Source organism: Deefgea piscis, assembly GCF_019665785.1.
GTDB lineage: Bacteria > Pseudomonadota > Gammaproteobacteria > Burkholderiales > Chitinibacteraceae > Deefgea.
In genome coordinates, this window is the sequence record NZ_CP081149.1 from 1,284,962 (window position 1) to 1,298,065 (window position 13,104).

Below are 13,104 nucleotides of genomic sequence, written 5' to 3' on the forward strand. Positions count from 1 at the left end.
TTTATTGGGTATATATCTGTAAGCTATTGTTGATGTTCGCTTTGGTTCAATACCTTCAATCAGCACTTCATATTAATTGAGTGCATTGCCTTCCCAAACGATTTTCCAGCCTGCGTTATCTTGCTGCCAATACAAGCGCTTTTTCATCTGATTATTCAAATTGTTACTGCGGTAGTTTTGATTAAAGGTTGCCACCATTTGGCTGGCTTGAGGACCTGCCGCAAAAATGGATAGATCATTTAGCTGAACTTTACTCCAAGTTTTTCCAGCGTTGACGCTCGCTTTTTGCTCGCGCCAAGTGCTGATATTTTGTCCCTCACCACTGCGAAAATCAGCCGAATAAAAGTTCAAGTATTGCTGGGTATCGAGCGCTTCCCAGCTACTTTTCCATTGCTCAAGTAGGGCTAGTCCGGCGTTGTGTTGTTGTTGCCATTGCTCGGCATTGACCCATTTGATGGCCGGCACTGAGATCACCGGCGTGTTGCCCGGTTGTAGGTATTGGGCGACATCCAGCATTTCTTCATTGGTGAGTACAACACAGCCATTGGATGCTTGTGGCGCTCGAGCATACGTGGCCGCAGGGCTGCCATGCAGCCAGATGCCGTGTCCGGTGCGGCTTTGACTACGATCGAGTTCATTCGGATAAGAAATCGGCCAAGCCCCAACACCATATAAATCAGCCAGTGAACCATAGGTTTTATCCAGCTGTTCGCGAGGAAGGTGGCTGGTGACGAAGTAAACGCCAAGCGGTGAGCGTTGGTCGCCCTCCACTTTTTTATCAACGCCCAATAAACCCACGGTGACGTAATGATCTTTTATACGTTTGGGGCGTCCGTTGTCATTGGCAAAGACATACAGTCGCGATGTTGCGGCATCGATCAAAATGGCGAATTTTTGCTGCGGTGCAAAAGCCACAATATTGGCCGGCAAGCGATCGGCATTAATCTTGTCGTTGCGGTGCGCAATTCGCACTAAGGCTTCTTTGCGTAAATCATCGAGTACATTGCTGGGTGCGCTGGCGACGCCGCCGCCGATCGTCGATAGCGGCATTACACGCATAGCGTAAAGGTCCGCACGTAATAATTGGGCGAGACGATAATTGGGTTGCTCGGCAATCAGCGCGTCGACCGTGGCGCGAGCGTCGGCCATATTGCCACTACGAATCGCATCTAGTGCGGCGATGATTCGTTCTTCATGACTGCCGGTATGCGCCACGCCTTTCGCTTCGCTGCTCAGCTCGAACGAAGCGTCGCTAAATTCAAAAAAGCGCGGCGTGGCGGCAGGCGCCAAGCAAAGTAACGCAGCCAAGCAAAGTAGACGCTTGGTCCAAGGGGATAAACGTAGCATACTGATTTTTAGCCGCCGATCCGTTCTTCAAGTATCAACCAGCGATTGCCACTTTTTTGCATGATGAGTGTTTTGGTGGTGTTGCTGGATAAGCGATCTGATTTGTACGATTGACGTAGTGTGACCTTGGCATTGTTATCGTCAATCATACTGACTTTAAATTTACTGACTTTGACGTCAATGGATTTAGGGCCGGCAATTTTGCTTTGACGGTCTTTTTCCCACGCGGCACGTCCGCCAGGGGCTTTGAATGATTTGGCGTAGCTATTAACGTAAGCGCCGACATTTTGCTTGCTCCACGCATTGGCCCAATCTTCTACGCTGGCAATGACTTGCTGTTGCTGTTCTTTGTCTGCGTTAGGCGTGCTTGTTGCCTTGGGTGTTGTCGTTGGTGTGCTCTTTGGCGTTGCAGTTGGGGTGCTCTTTGGCGCTACTGTTGGGCTGATGCTGGCCAGTACCGTGGCTGTTGCTTTTGGCGCCGTAGTTTTACTCGGCACAATCGCAGGTAGCGTTGGTTGTGGCGTAATAATGCCAATATTGGCCGACGCACTCACTTGAGTTTTGTTGGCTGCAGGGAGTACTTTTGCGGCTAATGGTATGGTTGTCGTTTGCGCCGCAGCGATTCGTGTTGCCGGGGCTTGATTTGGATTGAATAGGGTGCCAACTAATTTGAGTTTGGTTTGTAGCTGCGAATTGCTGTTCTCGATTTGCAATGCTTTGTCATATGCCTGCGAGGCGAGGCGGGCATACAAATCACCCATGTTTTCATGAGCGATGGCATAACTTGGATTAGTTTGAATCGCCATTTGCAATGCGGTACGGGCTTTGTCAAATTGCTTGGTATTGGCATAAAGCACTGCGAGATTATTGTAAGGCTCAGGGAGATGCGGATAGTCTTCAGAGAGTTTATTAAACGCCTTGATGGCATCTTCGTTGCGACCCATTTCGGTTAATGCAATGGCGCGTAAAAATCGAACTTGCGCGTCTTTCGGAGTTTTGGCGAGAAACTTATCCGCACGTTCTACCGCTTGCGCAAATTGTCGTGCACGTAAGAGTTGCTGCAGATCTTCTGCTTCACCGGCATAGGCCATGCAGGTCATTACAGAAAAAACAGCGGCGAAAGTAATACGAGCTACAGACATTTTGATTCCAAGCGGTGAGGACCAACGATAAATTTGGCGCAATTCTACCAAATATTTAGTGATTTGGCCTTGCTGAACTGAGCTACAACGACGTTACAGGTTTTATTTCACAATACTGCGAAATTTGAGCGGCCTTTGTCATTGTGTATGGACGTTTTAAAGCTGCGAGCTGTCGCTTGCTCGGGTGTTTTCCTTCTCTGTGATGCAGCAAGATACTGATGTCGCGATTTATTGTGTGATTGTCATCATCACGTTTTTCACTATGGGTATTGCTCTAAAATCGATATTTAATATTGGCTAGGTGGCAATACCTCATTCACTACGCTTGGCTTTACGCCAGTCCCATGGCGGCATTGCTTGTGGGTCTTGCCATAAACCGAGTCGTGCGGATTTTGCTGCGTGCTGAGCATTGGCGTAGTCAGCAAAGTCGGCTGCTGGCTGAGCTTTTTTGGCGTAGGTCGTGTAGTGCCAAGCAAAGCCTGAGTTCACTTGTGCCAAATTAATATCTTGTTGATTTTTACTAATTCTGGCAACACCTCGTCCATAGCGATCAACATCATCAATGTGTGCACTGACATTTTGCTTAAATACCAAGTCAGATAAGTGTGTTTTAGCGGCTTGGCCAAAAGGCATCGCCTTTTCGGGCGCATCGATATAGGCCAAGCGTAATTTATATTGCTGCTTATTGGCATCCAGTAGTGTGATGGTATCGCCATCGGCAACGGCAACTACTTGGCCTTCGATGCTGCTGCCTTTTGCGAGCTGCCCAGGCGAGACGCTGCGTTCACTCCACCAAGTGAAGGCGGCAATGCTCAGAATGATGATGGCTGAAATGCGTGCGGGCCATGAGCGAGCAGTCAATAAATTGATTAAGGCGCGTTGATTTTTTTGTTTCATTTGGCGGTTTTTTTCGTAACTCCTGTTTTCAGCGCCTGCCATAAAATAGCCGGCCAATCGCCTCGACTGAGGGTGGGTCTGGCATTAAAAACATCGTACTGTGCTGCGTGTATTTTACTTAAAACGCGATCTGCGGCGAGGACGATAGTGCGAATTTCTAAACCGACTCGACCTGGCAATTGTACGCCCAAGGGTGATCCGGCGCGCAGCATACGGCGAGTCCTATCGCATTGAAAGTGCATTAATTGTTTGAAAGCCGGTGTTGCAATGCCATTGGCTAAATCTTGTTCAGTCACGACAAAGCGAAGTAAGTCATCTTGTGGTAAATAAACGCGATCTTTTTGCCAATCAATGGCTACATCTTGCCAAAAATTGACCAGTTGCAGTGCCGAACAAATGCCATCGGATAAGGCCAATTGGCGTGCATCAGTTTGATCAAAAATATGCAGCAAGATGCGCCCCACTGGATTGGCAGAGCGGCGGCAGTAATCGATGACTTCTCCAAAATTTTGGTAGCGATTTTTAACCACATCTTGGCGAAAAGCAGAAAATAAATCTTCAAACAGTTGTAGTGGAATTTGGTAGCGTTGCGCGACTGGCGCGAGCGCTTGAAATCGCGCCGTCAGCGGCATCTCGCCACGTTCAATTCTCTGTAATTCTGCACTGCATTCGTCAAGCGCAGCAAGGCGCTCACTGGCACTGGCATGGCCTTCGTCGGCGAGATCATCAGCATAACGAGCAACGTGATAAACCACCGCAACCGCAGGGCGGTATTGCTTTGGCAGCAAAAAAGAACCCACAGGGAAATTCTCATAATGCTCAACTGTGTGCTGCGATGTGATGCCTTTCATACGTTTTCCTTGTTGCTGCCTGACAAAATATGGAATTATTGAGATGGCCTGCTATAGTTGCCACACGTATCCAATGATACGCAATGATGCTATTTTTCAAACTTGATTGGGATTAGATTATGCTGAAAAAACTTTTTCTTGCGGTATTTGCCAGTTTTGCCTTGATGAGTATGGCTTTTGCGGCGGTTGACTTAAATACGGCAAACCAAGCGCAATTGGAGGCATTAACGGGTATTGGTCCGAGTAAAGCCAAAGACATTATTGATTTCCGTACTAAAAATGGTCCCTTCAAAACTACGGAAGACATCATGAAAGTACCGGGTATTAAAGAAGGTACTTATACTAAAATCAAAGGTGAGATTTCAGTAGGTGGCAAAATGGCAGCGCCTGCGGCCCCCGCTAAAATGGATAAATCCATGAAAGCCAGTACGCCAATGAAAGCCAGTGCGCCAGTTAAAAAATAACTTCGCAATAAATAAAAAAACCGGATCATTGATCCGGTTTTTTTATTGCCTATCAATGCTTAATCGATTTTGGCTTTTTTAACCAATTCGTTCACATAGTTTTGCACTTCTTGCGCTTGCATTTGTTGCATTAATTCGCCTTTGGCTTCTTCAAAGCTTGGGCCTTTGGCTTCACGTACATCATCAAGCTTGATGATGTGGAAACCAAACTGGGTTTTAACTGGTTTATCAGTCATTTTGCCTTTTGGCAAAGCAGCTAAAGCAGTGCCAAATTCTTTAACGAAGTTATTTGGGTTCGCCCAGCCTAAATCGCCGCCATTGGTTGCGCTGCCTTTATCAATTGATTTGGCTTTAGCCAATTCATCGAATTTTTTGCCTTTTTTCAGGTCAGCAATGATGGCGTTGGCTTCAGCTTCAGTTGGAACCAAAATGTGGCGTGCTTTGAATTCTTTGCTGGCAAAGTTGACTTTGATTTTGTCGTATTCTTTGCGTAATTCAGAGTCGGTAATTGGATTAGCTTTTACAAATGCGTTGATATCAGCGCCGATCAAAATCCGTTGTTTCATCATATCCATTTGCATTTGAACTTCTGGGTTTTTAGCCAGATCTTTTTTCAATGCATTTTGATAGATTACTTCATTTTTAATGAGTTCATCTTTCACTTGAGCACGCAATTCAGGCGTATCTTTTTGGCCACGCGCGGTTAATTCTTTGATGAATAGGTCCGCTTTGCTACTTGGAATGGCAACGCCATTCACTGTGGCTAAAGTGCCGGCAGGTGCGGCGAAAACGCTTGTGGTTAGAGTGGCTGCGGCAATTGCCAAAACCAAACGGTTTGCTTTAAACATGTGCAGTGTTTCCTCTATGAATCGGCTAATTCTATTTTAAAATTCATCCGGCGTTAACGCTCGAATACTGAGTGCATGTATTTGTGTTGGAATTAAGTCAGCTAAATACTGGTACACCATACGGTGTCTCTGTAGCGATTTCTTACCCGCAAATACAGGTGAAACGATGGTCACTTCAAAATGACCGCCGCCATTGGCGGCTCCGGCATGTCCTGCGTGCGCTGAGCTATCGTCGAAAATATCAATGTTTTCGGGCTCTAGCACAGCTAAACGCAGGCGGATTTCTTCGGTAATGCTTATCATACCAGACTCTTAGGGTAGTACATGTCGGAAGGGTTTCACTGACACGTCGGTAAAAATTCCACTTGTTACATAGGGGTCAGCTGACACCCATGCTTTTGCAGCTGTCAGGGAATCAAATTCGGCAACAATCAAGCTACCACTAAAACCTGCAGGTCCCGGATCCACACTGTCAATAGCGGGGAATGGACCGGCAAGGACTAAACGTCCTTCAGCTTTCAGTACTTCCATGCGCGCTAAATGTGCTGGTCGAACTGCAAGTCGATCGGCGAGTGAATCTGCTTTGTCAGTACCGATGATGGCGTATAAAGGCATTTAAACAACCCTTGCGATGGTTTAATTAATCTTTTTCTTCGGGCTGAATATGTTTGGACAAATAAACACTTTGTGCCACGACAAAAACGAGCGTGAGTACCAAGGTGCCAAACACTTTAAAATTGACCCAAATGGCTTCGTCAAAGCTATGAAATACGAAGATATTAAGTGCGCCCATCGCCAAAAAAAACAAGGCCCAAGCGTACATTAATCGAGTCCAAATCGGGCGCGGTAAATTCATTTGTGCACCCATGAGTTTTTCAATTAAATTATTTTGCTTCAGATGCCAAGCGCCAACGAGTACCAGAGTAAATAGCCAATATAAAACGGTTGGCTTCCACATAATAAATTGTTTGTTGTGAAAGACGATTGTGAGTCCGCCCATGACGGTAATCAATACCAAACTCATCCACAGCATTTTGTCGACATGTCGATGACGAATCCAGCTGTAGGCGACTTGTGCAAAAGTGGCCACAATGGTGACGCCTGTAGCGAGGAAAATATCGTTGGTATAGCTATAAGCGCCGAAAAACAACAGGATAGGAAATAGATCAAAAAGAAATTTCATGCTGTGCGCCCAAAATGGATTTGCGCGATTATGCAGGGGAGTTGGCAGGGATTCAAGGTGAAAAAAACGCCATTCAACCGATTTTGGTGAATGGCGCTAAAATACCACTGGAGATACACGAAGCATCAGCTTGCGAAACCCATTATGTTTTTTTTCGTAAAGACGTGCGTTGATGTCGATCAAAGTCTCGAGGACTTTGATTGTTAATTTGGCATAAGCGTATGGGTGAGGTGGCGAGCCCAACCCCCGGCACTAGCATCAAAAGCTGTGGCTGCTTCCTTCCGGACCTGACCAAGTTCACCTTCTAGCTATGCGGGGAGGCCCGCCGTCGAGTATTTTGGCATGCAAAATAACGATAGGGCGCAACTATACCATATGCGCCACAGTTTGCCATGCCTTACGCAATGAATCCTGATCAGTTTTTTTAGCGAGTGCCGTATAGAGCCACGTTGTTGCTGCTTCTATAGTTAAGCGCCCGGCTGCTAATGCATTGATTTCTTGTAAAAAACTACCTGCCGCGTAATGTCCTTGGCGCACTTGACCTCGAATGCACTGGCTACAATTTATTATTAAACTTTTAGCGTTTACTGCGTTTTTTAGGGCGCTTTTTAATAAAAAATGGTCGGGTATATTGCCACTACCATAGGTTTCTATAGCGATTGCAGCAAATACCTGCGAATTAATACTGGATGCTAGCCAAGTCTCACTGCCCGGATAAAGTTTAATACTGAGAATGTTTAGGCTTGGGTTGAGTGGGTAAAACTGATAGTTCCCTGGCTGAGTACTTGGCCATTCTCCTTGCCAATTTGGGGCTGCAAATGCAGCGTCGGCATCAGCGTCGAGTTTTTTTACGGCATAACCCGGCAATAACAGGCCATTAAATGCCACCATCACAGCGTGGCGTTGACTTTGTACTGCATCAAGTGCTAGTTGAAAATTTGCCGGCGCATCGCTACCCAATTCAAGCCATGGACGCTGGGAACCTGTGATGACGACGGGTTTATCGATTTGATTGAGTTGCCAGTGTAGTGCGGCCGCGGTCCAGGCTAAGGTGTCTGTGCCGTGTAAAATAATGAATCCATCAAATTGATGATAGGCCGCGTCAATATCTTGAGCGATTCTTAGCCAATCTGAGGGTTGCATGCTCGATGAATCGAGTGCCTCAGGGTATTCGCGTAAAGTAAGTGCAATGCCGAGGTTATGCTCTTGTGCGAGTAAATTGGTAATCACTGGGCTTAAAATCCCTGCTTTAGGTGCTAAACCTAAGGGGCTTGGTGCGCAGCCTATGGTGCCACCGGTATAGAGGCAAAGAATGCGTTGAGGTGCTTTGTACTGCGCTGGCATGCTAGAATCCTTTCTTTTTTCCGTACAGGAGACGCATCATGGTTATCGTCGATAATCGTAAAGCGTTTCACGACTTCTTTATTGAAGAAAAGCTAGAAGCGGGCATTATGCTCGAGGGGTGGGAAGTTAAATCCATCCGAGCTGGCCGCGTGCAAATCAAAGAAGCTTATGTGATCCATAAAAATGGTGACTTTTATTTATTTGGTTGCCATATTTCACCGCTGCTTAATGCATCATCGCATGTCGTTCCCGATGTGGTTCGTACGCGTAAATTATTGCTCAAACAACGTGAAATCGATAAGTTGGCGATGAAAGTGGATCGCTCGGGTTATACCGTGGTGCCGATCAATATGCATCTTAAAAATGGTTTTATCAAAGTTGAGATTGGTTTGGCTAAAGGTAAAAAACAACATGATAAACGCCAAGCAGAAAAAGATCGTGAATGGGTACGTGAAAAAGCCAGAATCGTTCGTGATGCGACCAAACAAGGTTGATTGATTTTGAGCGACAAAAAAGCCGAATTATTATTCGGCTTTTTTGTTTTTTTGTTCCCTGAAAACTTAAGATTTACTGTTATCACCGATTTTGCTTTCTTTGCCTTTCATTAGGCCGATGATGTTTTGTTTGTGCCGTTGAATGAGTAACACCGCAATCACTGTGACCGCGCCAAGATAAACGGTTTGATTGGGCAGTAATAAAGCGGTTAGCAACGGCGTTGCGGCAGCGGCGATTAAGGCCGACAGCGATGAAATCTTGAGCACTTTAGCCACAAAGACCCAAATTGCGAGTGTGGCCAAGCCAAGCCATAGGTTGAGTGCCAATAAAATGCCTGCCGCAGTGGCAACACCTTTGCCCCCTTTAAATTTAAAGAAAATCGGCCACATATGACCAATGGTTACTGCAATCATGACCGCGGCAATGGCGAGGGTGTAGCTGGGCGAGCCGGCCTCTCCAAGGCCGATGAGCGGGGCAATCCATTGGGCGGCAAAGACGGCGATCCAACCTTTTAATGCATCACCAAGTAAGGTGAGCGCGGCCGCTTTTTTATTGCCTGAACGTAAAACATTGGTAGCACCGGGATTGTTTGAGCCATAGGTGCGTGGATCAGCTAAGCCCATGGTTTTAGATACAATCACGGCAAAAGACAGCGATCCGAGTAAATAGGCGGCGATAATCAGCAATGACATTGGCAGCGACATCTAAATTTCCACTACAATTGGGGGGGTTTGATTCTAAGCTAAACCGGCTTCATCCTCAAACCGGTTACGTACACCGACGGTAAACAGATTACATGGATATTATTTATTTGCAGCAAGTGCGTGCCAGCACGGTATTGGGTTGGTACGACTGGGAACGCACACAGTCACAAGTCGTCGAATTGGATTTAGAAATCGGCCTACCTTCGGCGCGCGCCTGTGTTTCTGATCATTTGAACGACACGATTGATTATGACAAAGTGGTCACGCAGATTCGGCAAGATTTAACCGAAAAGCACTTCCTTTTACTCGAAGCTTTGGCCGAGCATATTGCCAATATTGTACTGAATGATTTTGGTGCACCTTGGATTAAAGTTTCGGTCACTAAGTTAGGGATTTTGCAAGAAGTCGCTCGTGTTGGGGTGACGATTGAGCGTGGGCAGCGTGCTTAAGTGGAGCAGTTGAAAGTAACTAGCATTGAAGATAACACTTTGATTTTGTGGCAATAGACTTTGTTTTTTTTAGTTAATATTTTTAAATTGATTGAACTTATTACACTTTGCCCCAACTAACTGATCAAAGTTACTAATTAACCAAGGATTTTAAAATGGCGCGTTTTGCGAACACTTTAATGGTCGTCATGATGAGTACGGCTTTGTTTACTGCCAATATGGCCGAAGCAAAACGGGTTGGCGGCGGCCGCTCTGGTGGTATGCAGCGTCAAGCCGCACCAGCGCCACAGCGTAATAATATGCAACAGCAACAAGCGCCAAGACAGCAGCAGGCCGCACCCGCCCAACAAAAATCAGGCGGTATGGGCATGATGGGTGGTGTGTTGGGTGGATTGGCTGCGGGCTCATTATTGGGTTATATGTTTGGCAATAGCGGCAATGCATCGGGTTCTGCTCAAGGTGATGGCGGTATTCCGTGGGGTACTTTGTTATTACTCGGCGCTTTAACTGCGGGTGGTGTGATGTGGATGCGTCGTCGTCAACAGGCTCAAGCGCAAGCTGTACGTCCGAACGCGATGAATTATGCCGGCATGTCACCAATGCCAGCCGCACCCGCTGCGCCTGTTGAGCAAGATCGTGTGTTTCGGATTGGCGAAGGCGCTGCAGCACCAACCTCAGCATGGGGTGGGGCAGCACCATTAAGCGCAGCACCAATCACACGCTTGCCTGATGGCACTGAAGTGGCAGCATTTTTGCGCCAAGCGCGTGCAAGTTTTATGCACATGCAATCGCTGAACTCACCGTCCCAAGCAGAAGAAATGCGCCGCTATATGACGCCTGAATTGTTTGCTGACTTGAAAGATGAGATTGGCAGCAATGCAGATGTTGCAGAATTCCCAGAATTAAATCTGCAAGTACTTGAAGCAGTCAACGAAGGCGGCCGTATGATCGCCAGCGTTGAGTTCTCTGGCACAGTGAGCGAAAGTTTGCATGCAGCACCAGTGGCATTCCGTGAAATCTGGCACTTTGTTCGCCCGATTGATGGTGATCCACGGTGGATGCTGGCTGGAATTCAGCAGGCGTAAGCACCCAAATTATCGTAAAATGCTCAATTATGTAGGTCAGCCCGTTATGTCTTTGCGACATGATGGGCTTTTTCACATACAATTTGGCTTGACTGAAAATTACGAGTCCTTGCTTATGAAGTCAGTAAAAACCCTAGCGCTGGTTTTGCCATTGATGATGATGCTCAGTGGCTGTGATCAGATGCTAGAAATGTTGAATAAACAAAAAGCCAACGGTAAAGCGATTGGTGCATCATGTCGGCATAGTGGTCGTTCTTTAGAGGATTGTTTTCGGCGTAATAGCAAAGTGGCTAAAGCTGATATTTTTGCTGGCTGGAAGGAAATGAATGAATACATGCAGGCAAAAAAAATTAACGAGGTCGCACCACCTCCGGATGTAAAAACTGGCTCATTGTCGCCCATTGCCGACCTTGATCCATCAATATCCGCCTCACAGGCCGCTGAAGCATCAGCAACTGAAAAAGCTGCAAAACATTAATGGATGATGAATGCGTTCAATATTGGCACAAACACAATTATTTAGTTCTTTAACTGATGAAGAACTTGCACAGGTTGAATCCTTAGGTATTTTGCGTAATATTGCAAAAGGCACGATTTTATTTTATGAAAACGACGTGGTCGAATGCATGTATGTTTTATTGGAAGGGCGTTTAAAGCTTTACTCTAGTAATGACAGTGGGCGAGAGTTTGTTTATCACGTTGCTGAGCCCGGTATTTCTTTTGGTGAGTTGGCTTTGTTTTGTGATGAGCGTCGTTCAATTTGTGCTGAAGCCGAAACCGATTGCGTGGTGATGAGTATTCATAAAACAGACTTTATGAGTTTGTTGGTAATGACCCCAGAACTGAAAGATCAGATGCTTAATAGTGCAATGAAGGTTATCTTTTCTTTAACCAATATGGTGAGAGATTTTGCACTCAAAGATGTTTATGGACGAATTCGAGTTTTGTTCGAGCGTTTAGCACAACCTACAGCAGAAGGTTTGTTGATTGATGAGCAGATGAGTCAACAAGATATCGCTGATCGTGTTGGCGCTTCGCGTGAAATGATTGCTAAAATTATGCGAGAACTGGTAGCGGGCGGTTACGTAGAGACCGGACGTAAGCGATTGGTGATTTTGAAAAAATTACCAGAGCAATTTTAATTTATAAAAATTGAAGTATTTGTAGCTAAACAGATTTAACCCGTTTTAACTGTATTATTTTTTGCCATTGAGTAAAAAAAGTAACTGGCTGAAATTCTTTTACACTGATGCTGATTTGATAAGGCGCGATACGCGTCATTTACAAGGCTTTTATGCTATCTATTTTACAAAATGTACCGTTGTTACAAGGTTTTTCTGAGGAACAACTTGAATATATGGTTCAAGTTGGCGTGAAACGTAGCATGCCCAAAGGGGCTTTTGTTTTCCGCGAAGGTGATCCTGCAGAAGGCATGTATGTGTTACTTGAAGGCCAGACTCGCTATTTTAGTAGCGATAATCAAGGCAAGGAGTTTGTCTTTTTGATTGCTGAGCCGGGTGATGCGATGGGTGAAATTTCTTTACTTGATGATGAGCCACGCGGCTGGTCGGTACAGTGTGAAGAAAACTGCACGTTTTTAATGTTTTCTAAGCAAGAGTTTCGCGATGCACTCAATCGTGAGCCGCAAGTCAAAGATGTTGTGATCCTTAATTTGGCACGCATGGTGCGCATTTTATCGACGACGATGAAAAATTTAGCATTGCTTGATGTGTATGGCCGAGTGCGGGCATTATTTGAATCCATGCTAGAAACCGTTGATGGACAGGAAATGATTTCTCAGCCATTAACCCAGCAAGCGATTGCTGATCGCGTTGGCTCATCACGTGAAATGATTGCACGGATTTTAAAAGAGTTGGTTTTTGGTGGTTATATTCGCTTAGAAAACAAAAAAATCATTATTATTCAAAAGCTACCTGAGCGTTTTTAACGCAAGATGCAGGCATAAAAAAGGCGATCTTCTGATCGCTTTTTTTATGCCTGAAATACATTGAGTCAGCATTAAGATCGCCATGGCTTGAATCAAAGCATTGATTTTTCTGGTTTGAGCCGCATCAATATGCACGATGTTTTAAATAAGGAGCGATTATTTTTGCAGCGCAGTTGCACTGGCTGCCGACGCCGTTGGACTGCTGGCAATCAACGTCTGGCTATTGCTGGTTGACGTTGCTTCCGTTGGTTTAGGCAAATAAAGCGGACCTTTAAAGCCACAAGCGGTGAGGAATAAAGCAGTCAATAAAAAGGCAATGAGGGCGCGCATAGTAGCTTGGTTGTCGG

General features: G+C 45.8%; 19 protein-coding genes and 1 other RNA gene. 8 read left to right on the forward strand and 12 right to left on the reverse strand.

What is annotated here, in order from left to right; genetic code table 11:
- Window positions 1–72 precede the first annotated feature (72 nt).
- The 4 genes from K4H25_RS06005 to hpnC all read right to left on the reverse strand — a co-directional run bounded on the left by K4H25_RS06005 (window position 73) and on the right by hpnC (window position 4,237).
- Window positions 73–1,347, reverse strand: coding sequence for a L,D-transpeptidase family protein (locus tag K4H25_RS06005; RefSeq protein WP_221022441.1), 1,275 nt, complete (start codon window positions 1,345–1,347; stop codon window positions 73–75).
- An 8-nt stretch (window positions 1,348–1,355) separates the two neighbouring features.
- Window positions 1,356–2,489: a tetratricopeptide repeat protein gene (locus tag K4H25_RS06010; RefSeq protein WP_221022442.1), complete on the reverse strand. Its 1,134-nt coding sequence runs from the start codon at window positions 2,487–2,489 to the stop codon at window positions 1,356–1,358.
- Window positions 2,490–2,801: 312 nt separating this feature from the next.
- Window positions 2,802–3,386 (reverse strand): thermonuclease family protein, encoded by a 585-nt coding sequence (locus K4H25_RS06015; RefSeq protein WP_221022443.1) that lies wholly within the window; start codon window positions 3,384–3,386, stop codon window positions 2,802–2,804.
- Window positions 3,383–4,237: a squalene synthase HpnC gene (gene hpnC / locus K4H25_RS06020; RefSeq protein WP_221022444.1), complete on the reverse strand. Its 855-nt coding sequence runs from the start codon at window positions 4,235–4,237 to the stop codon at window positions 3,383–3,385. The genes K4H25_RS06015 and hpnC overlap by 4 nt, the downstream gene beginning before the upstream one ends.
- A gap of 119 nt (window positions 4,238–4,356) precedes the next feature.
- Here hpnC and K4H25_RS06025 point away from each other — a divergent pair, with 119 nt between their 5' ends.
- Window positions 4,357–4,701, forward strand: a complete 345-nt coding sequence (locus K4H25_RS06025) for a ComEA family DNA-binding protein (RefSeq protein ID WP_221022445.1) — start codon at window positions 4,357–4,359, stop codon at window positions 4,699–4,701.
- 59 nt (window positions 4,702–4,760) lie between these two features.
- Here the strand turns inward: K4H25_RS06025 and K4H25_RS06030 are convergent, their stop codons facing one another.
- From K4H25_RS06030 to K4H25_RS06045, 4 genes are read right to left on the reverse strand one after another with little or no spacing between them, the layout of a single operon-like run.
- Window positions 4,761–5,549 carry a peptidylprolyl isomerase gene (locus K4H25_RS06030; RefSeq protein WP_221022446.1) on the reverse strand — a complete coding sequence of 263 codons (789 nt, stop codon included), beginning with the start codon at window positions 5,547–5,549 and terminating at the stop codon, window positions 4,761–4,763.
- Window positions 5,550–5,585: 36 nt separating this feature from the next.
- Window positions 5,586–5,852 carry a BolA family protein gene (locus K4H25_RS06035; protein WP_173533514.1) on the reverse strand — a complete coding sequence of 89 codons (267 nt, stop codon included), beginning with the start codon at window positions 5,850–5,852 and terminating at the stop codon, window positions 5,586–5,588.
- A 9-nt stretch (window positions 5,853–5,861) separates the two neighbouring features.
- Window positions 5,862–6,164, reverse strand: a complete 303-nt coding sequence (locus tag K4H25_RS06040) for a YciI family protein (RefSeq protein ID WP_221022447.1) — start codon at window positions 6,162–6,164, stop codon at window positions 5,862–5,864.
- Window positions 6,165–6,189: 25 nt separating this feature from the next.
- A complete protein-coding gene (locus tag K4H25_RS06045) occupies window positions 6,190–6,732 on the reverse strand; it encodes a septation protein A (protein ID WP_221022448.1) in 543 nt (180 codons plus the stop codon).
- Window positions 6,733–6,746: 14 nt separating this feature from the next.
- Here K4H25_RS06045 and K4H25_RS06050 point away from each other — a divergent pair, with 14 nt between their 5' ends.
- Window positions 6,747–6,905: a hypothetical protein gene (locus tag K4H25_RS06050; protein ID WP_221022449.1), complete on the forward strand. Its 159-nt coding sequence runs from the start codon at window positions 6,747–6,749 to the stop codon at window positions 6,903–6,905.
- 56 nt (window positions 6,906–6,961) lie between these two features.
- On the opposite strand, the gene ffs is transcribed toward K4H25_RS06050, so the two are convergent.
- An RNA gene (gene ffs, locus K4H25_RS06055) (signal recognition particle sRNA small type) lies at window positions 6,962–7,059 on the reverse strand.
- Window positions 7,060–7,098: 39 nt separating this feature from the next.
- Window positions 7,099–8,076: an asparaginase gene (locus tag K4H25_RS06060; protein WP_221022450.1), complete on the reverse strand. Its 978-nt coding sequence runs from the start codon at window positions 8,074–8,076 to the stop codon at window positions 7,099–7,101.
- Between the two features lie 38 nt (window positions 8,077–8,114).
- Here K4H25_RS06060 and smpB point away from each other — a divergent pair, with 38 nt between their 5' ends.
- Window positions 8,115–8,570, forward strand: coding sequence for an SsrA-binding protein SmpB (gene smpB / locus K4H25_RS06065; RefSeq protein ID WP_221022451.1), 456 nt, complete (start codon window positions 8,115–8,117; stop codon window positions 8,568–8,570).
- A gap of 66 nt (window positions 8,571–8,636) precedes the next feature.
- Here smpB and plsY read toward each other — a convergent pair whose 3' ends face one another.
- Complete coding sequence (plsY, locus tag K4H25_RS06070; protein WP_221022452.1) at window positions 8,637–9,275, reverse strand: glycerol-3-phosphate 1-O-acyltransferase PlsY; 639 nt, start codon at window positions 9,273–9,275, stop codon at window positions 8,637–8,639.
- Between the two features lie 92 nt (window positions 9,276–9,367).
- Here plsY and K4H25_RS06075 point away from each other — a divergent pair, with 92 nt between their 5' ends.
- From K4H25_RS06075 to K4H25_RS06095, 5 genes are all read left to right on the forward strand, one after another.
- Window positions 9,368–9,724 (forward strand): dihydroneopterin aldolase, encoded by a 357-nt coding sequence (locus K4H25_RS06075; protein WP_182076633.1) that lies wholly within the window; start codon window positions 9,368–9,370, stop codon window positions 9,722–9,724.
- Window positions 9,725–9,879: 155 nt separating this feature from the next.
- The gene (locus tag K4H25_RS06080) at window positions 9,880–10,809 is read left to right on the forward strand and encodes a Tim44 domain-containing protein (RefSeq protein ID WP_221022453.1); all 930 of its coding nucleotides are present in this window, start codon (window positions 9,880–9,882) and stop codon (window positions 10,807–10,809) included.
- Between the two features lie 115 nt (window positions 10,810–10,924).
- A complete protein-coding gene (locus tag K4H25_RS06085; RefSeq protein ID WP_221022454.1) occupies window positions 10,925–11,287 on the forward strand; it encodes a hypothetical protein in 363 nt (120 codons plus the stop codon).
- Window positions 11,288–11,297: 10 nt separating this feature from the next.
- Complete coding sequence (locus K4H25_RS06090; RefSeq protein WP_221022455.1) at window positions 11,298–11,951, forward strand: Crp/Fnr family transcriptional regulator; 654 nt, start codon at window positions 11,298–11,300, stop codon at window positions 11,949–11,951.
- A gap of 152 nt (window positions 11,952–12,103) precedes the next feature.
- Complete coding sequence (locus tag K4H25_RS06095; protein ID WP_221022456.1) at window positions 12,104–12,757, forward strand: Crp/Fnr family transcriptional regulator; 654 nt, start codon at window positions 12,104–12,106, stop codon at window positions 12,755–12,757.
- A 156-nt stretch (window positions 12,758–12,913) separates the two neighbouring features.
- Here the strand turns inward: K4H25_RS06095 and lptM are convergent, their stop codons facing one another.
- On the reverse strand, window positions 12,914–13,087 hold the full coding sequence (lptM, locus tag K4H25_RS06100) for an LPS translocon maturation chaperone LptM (protein WP_221022457.1): 174 nt from the start codon (window positions 13,085–13,087) through the stop codon (window positions 12,914–12,916).
- Between the last annotated feature and the right edge of the window lie 17 nt (window positions 13,088–13,104).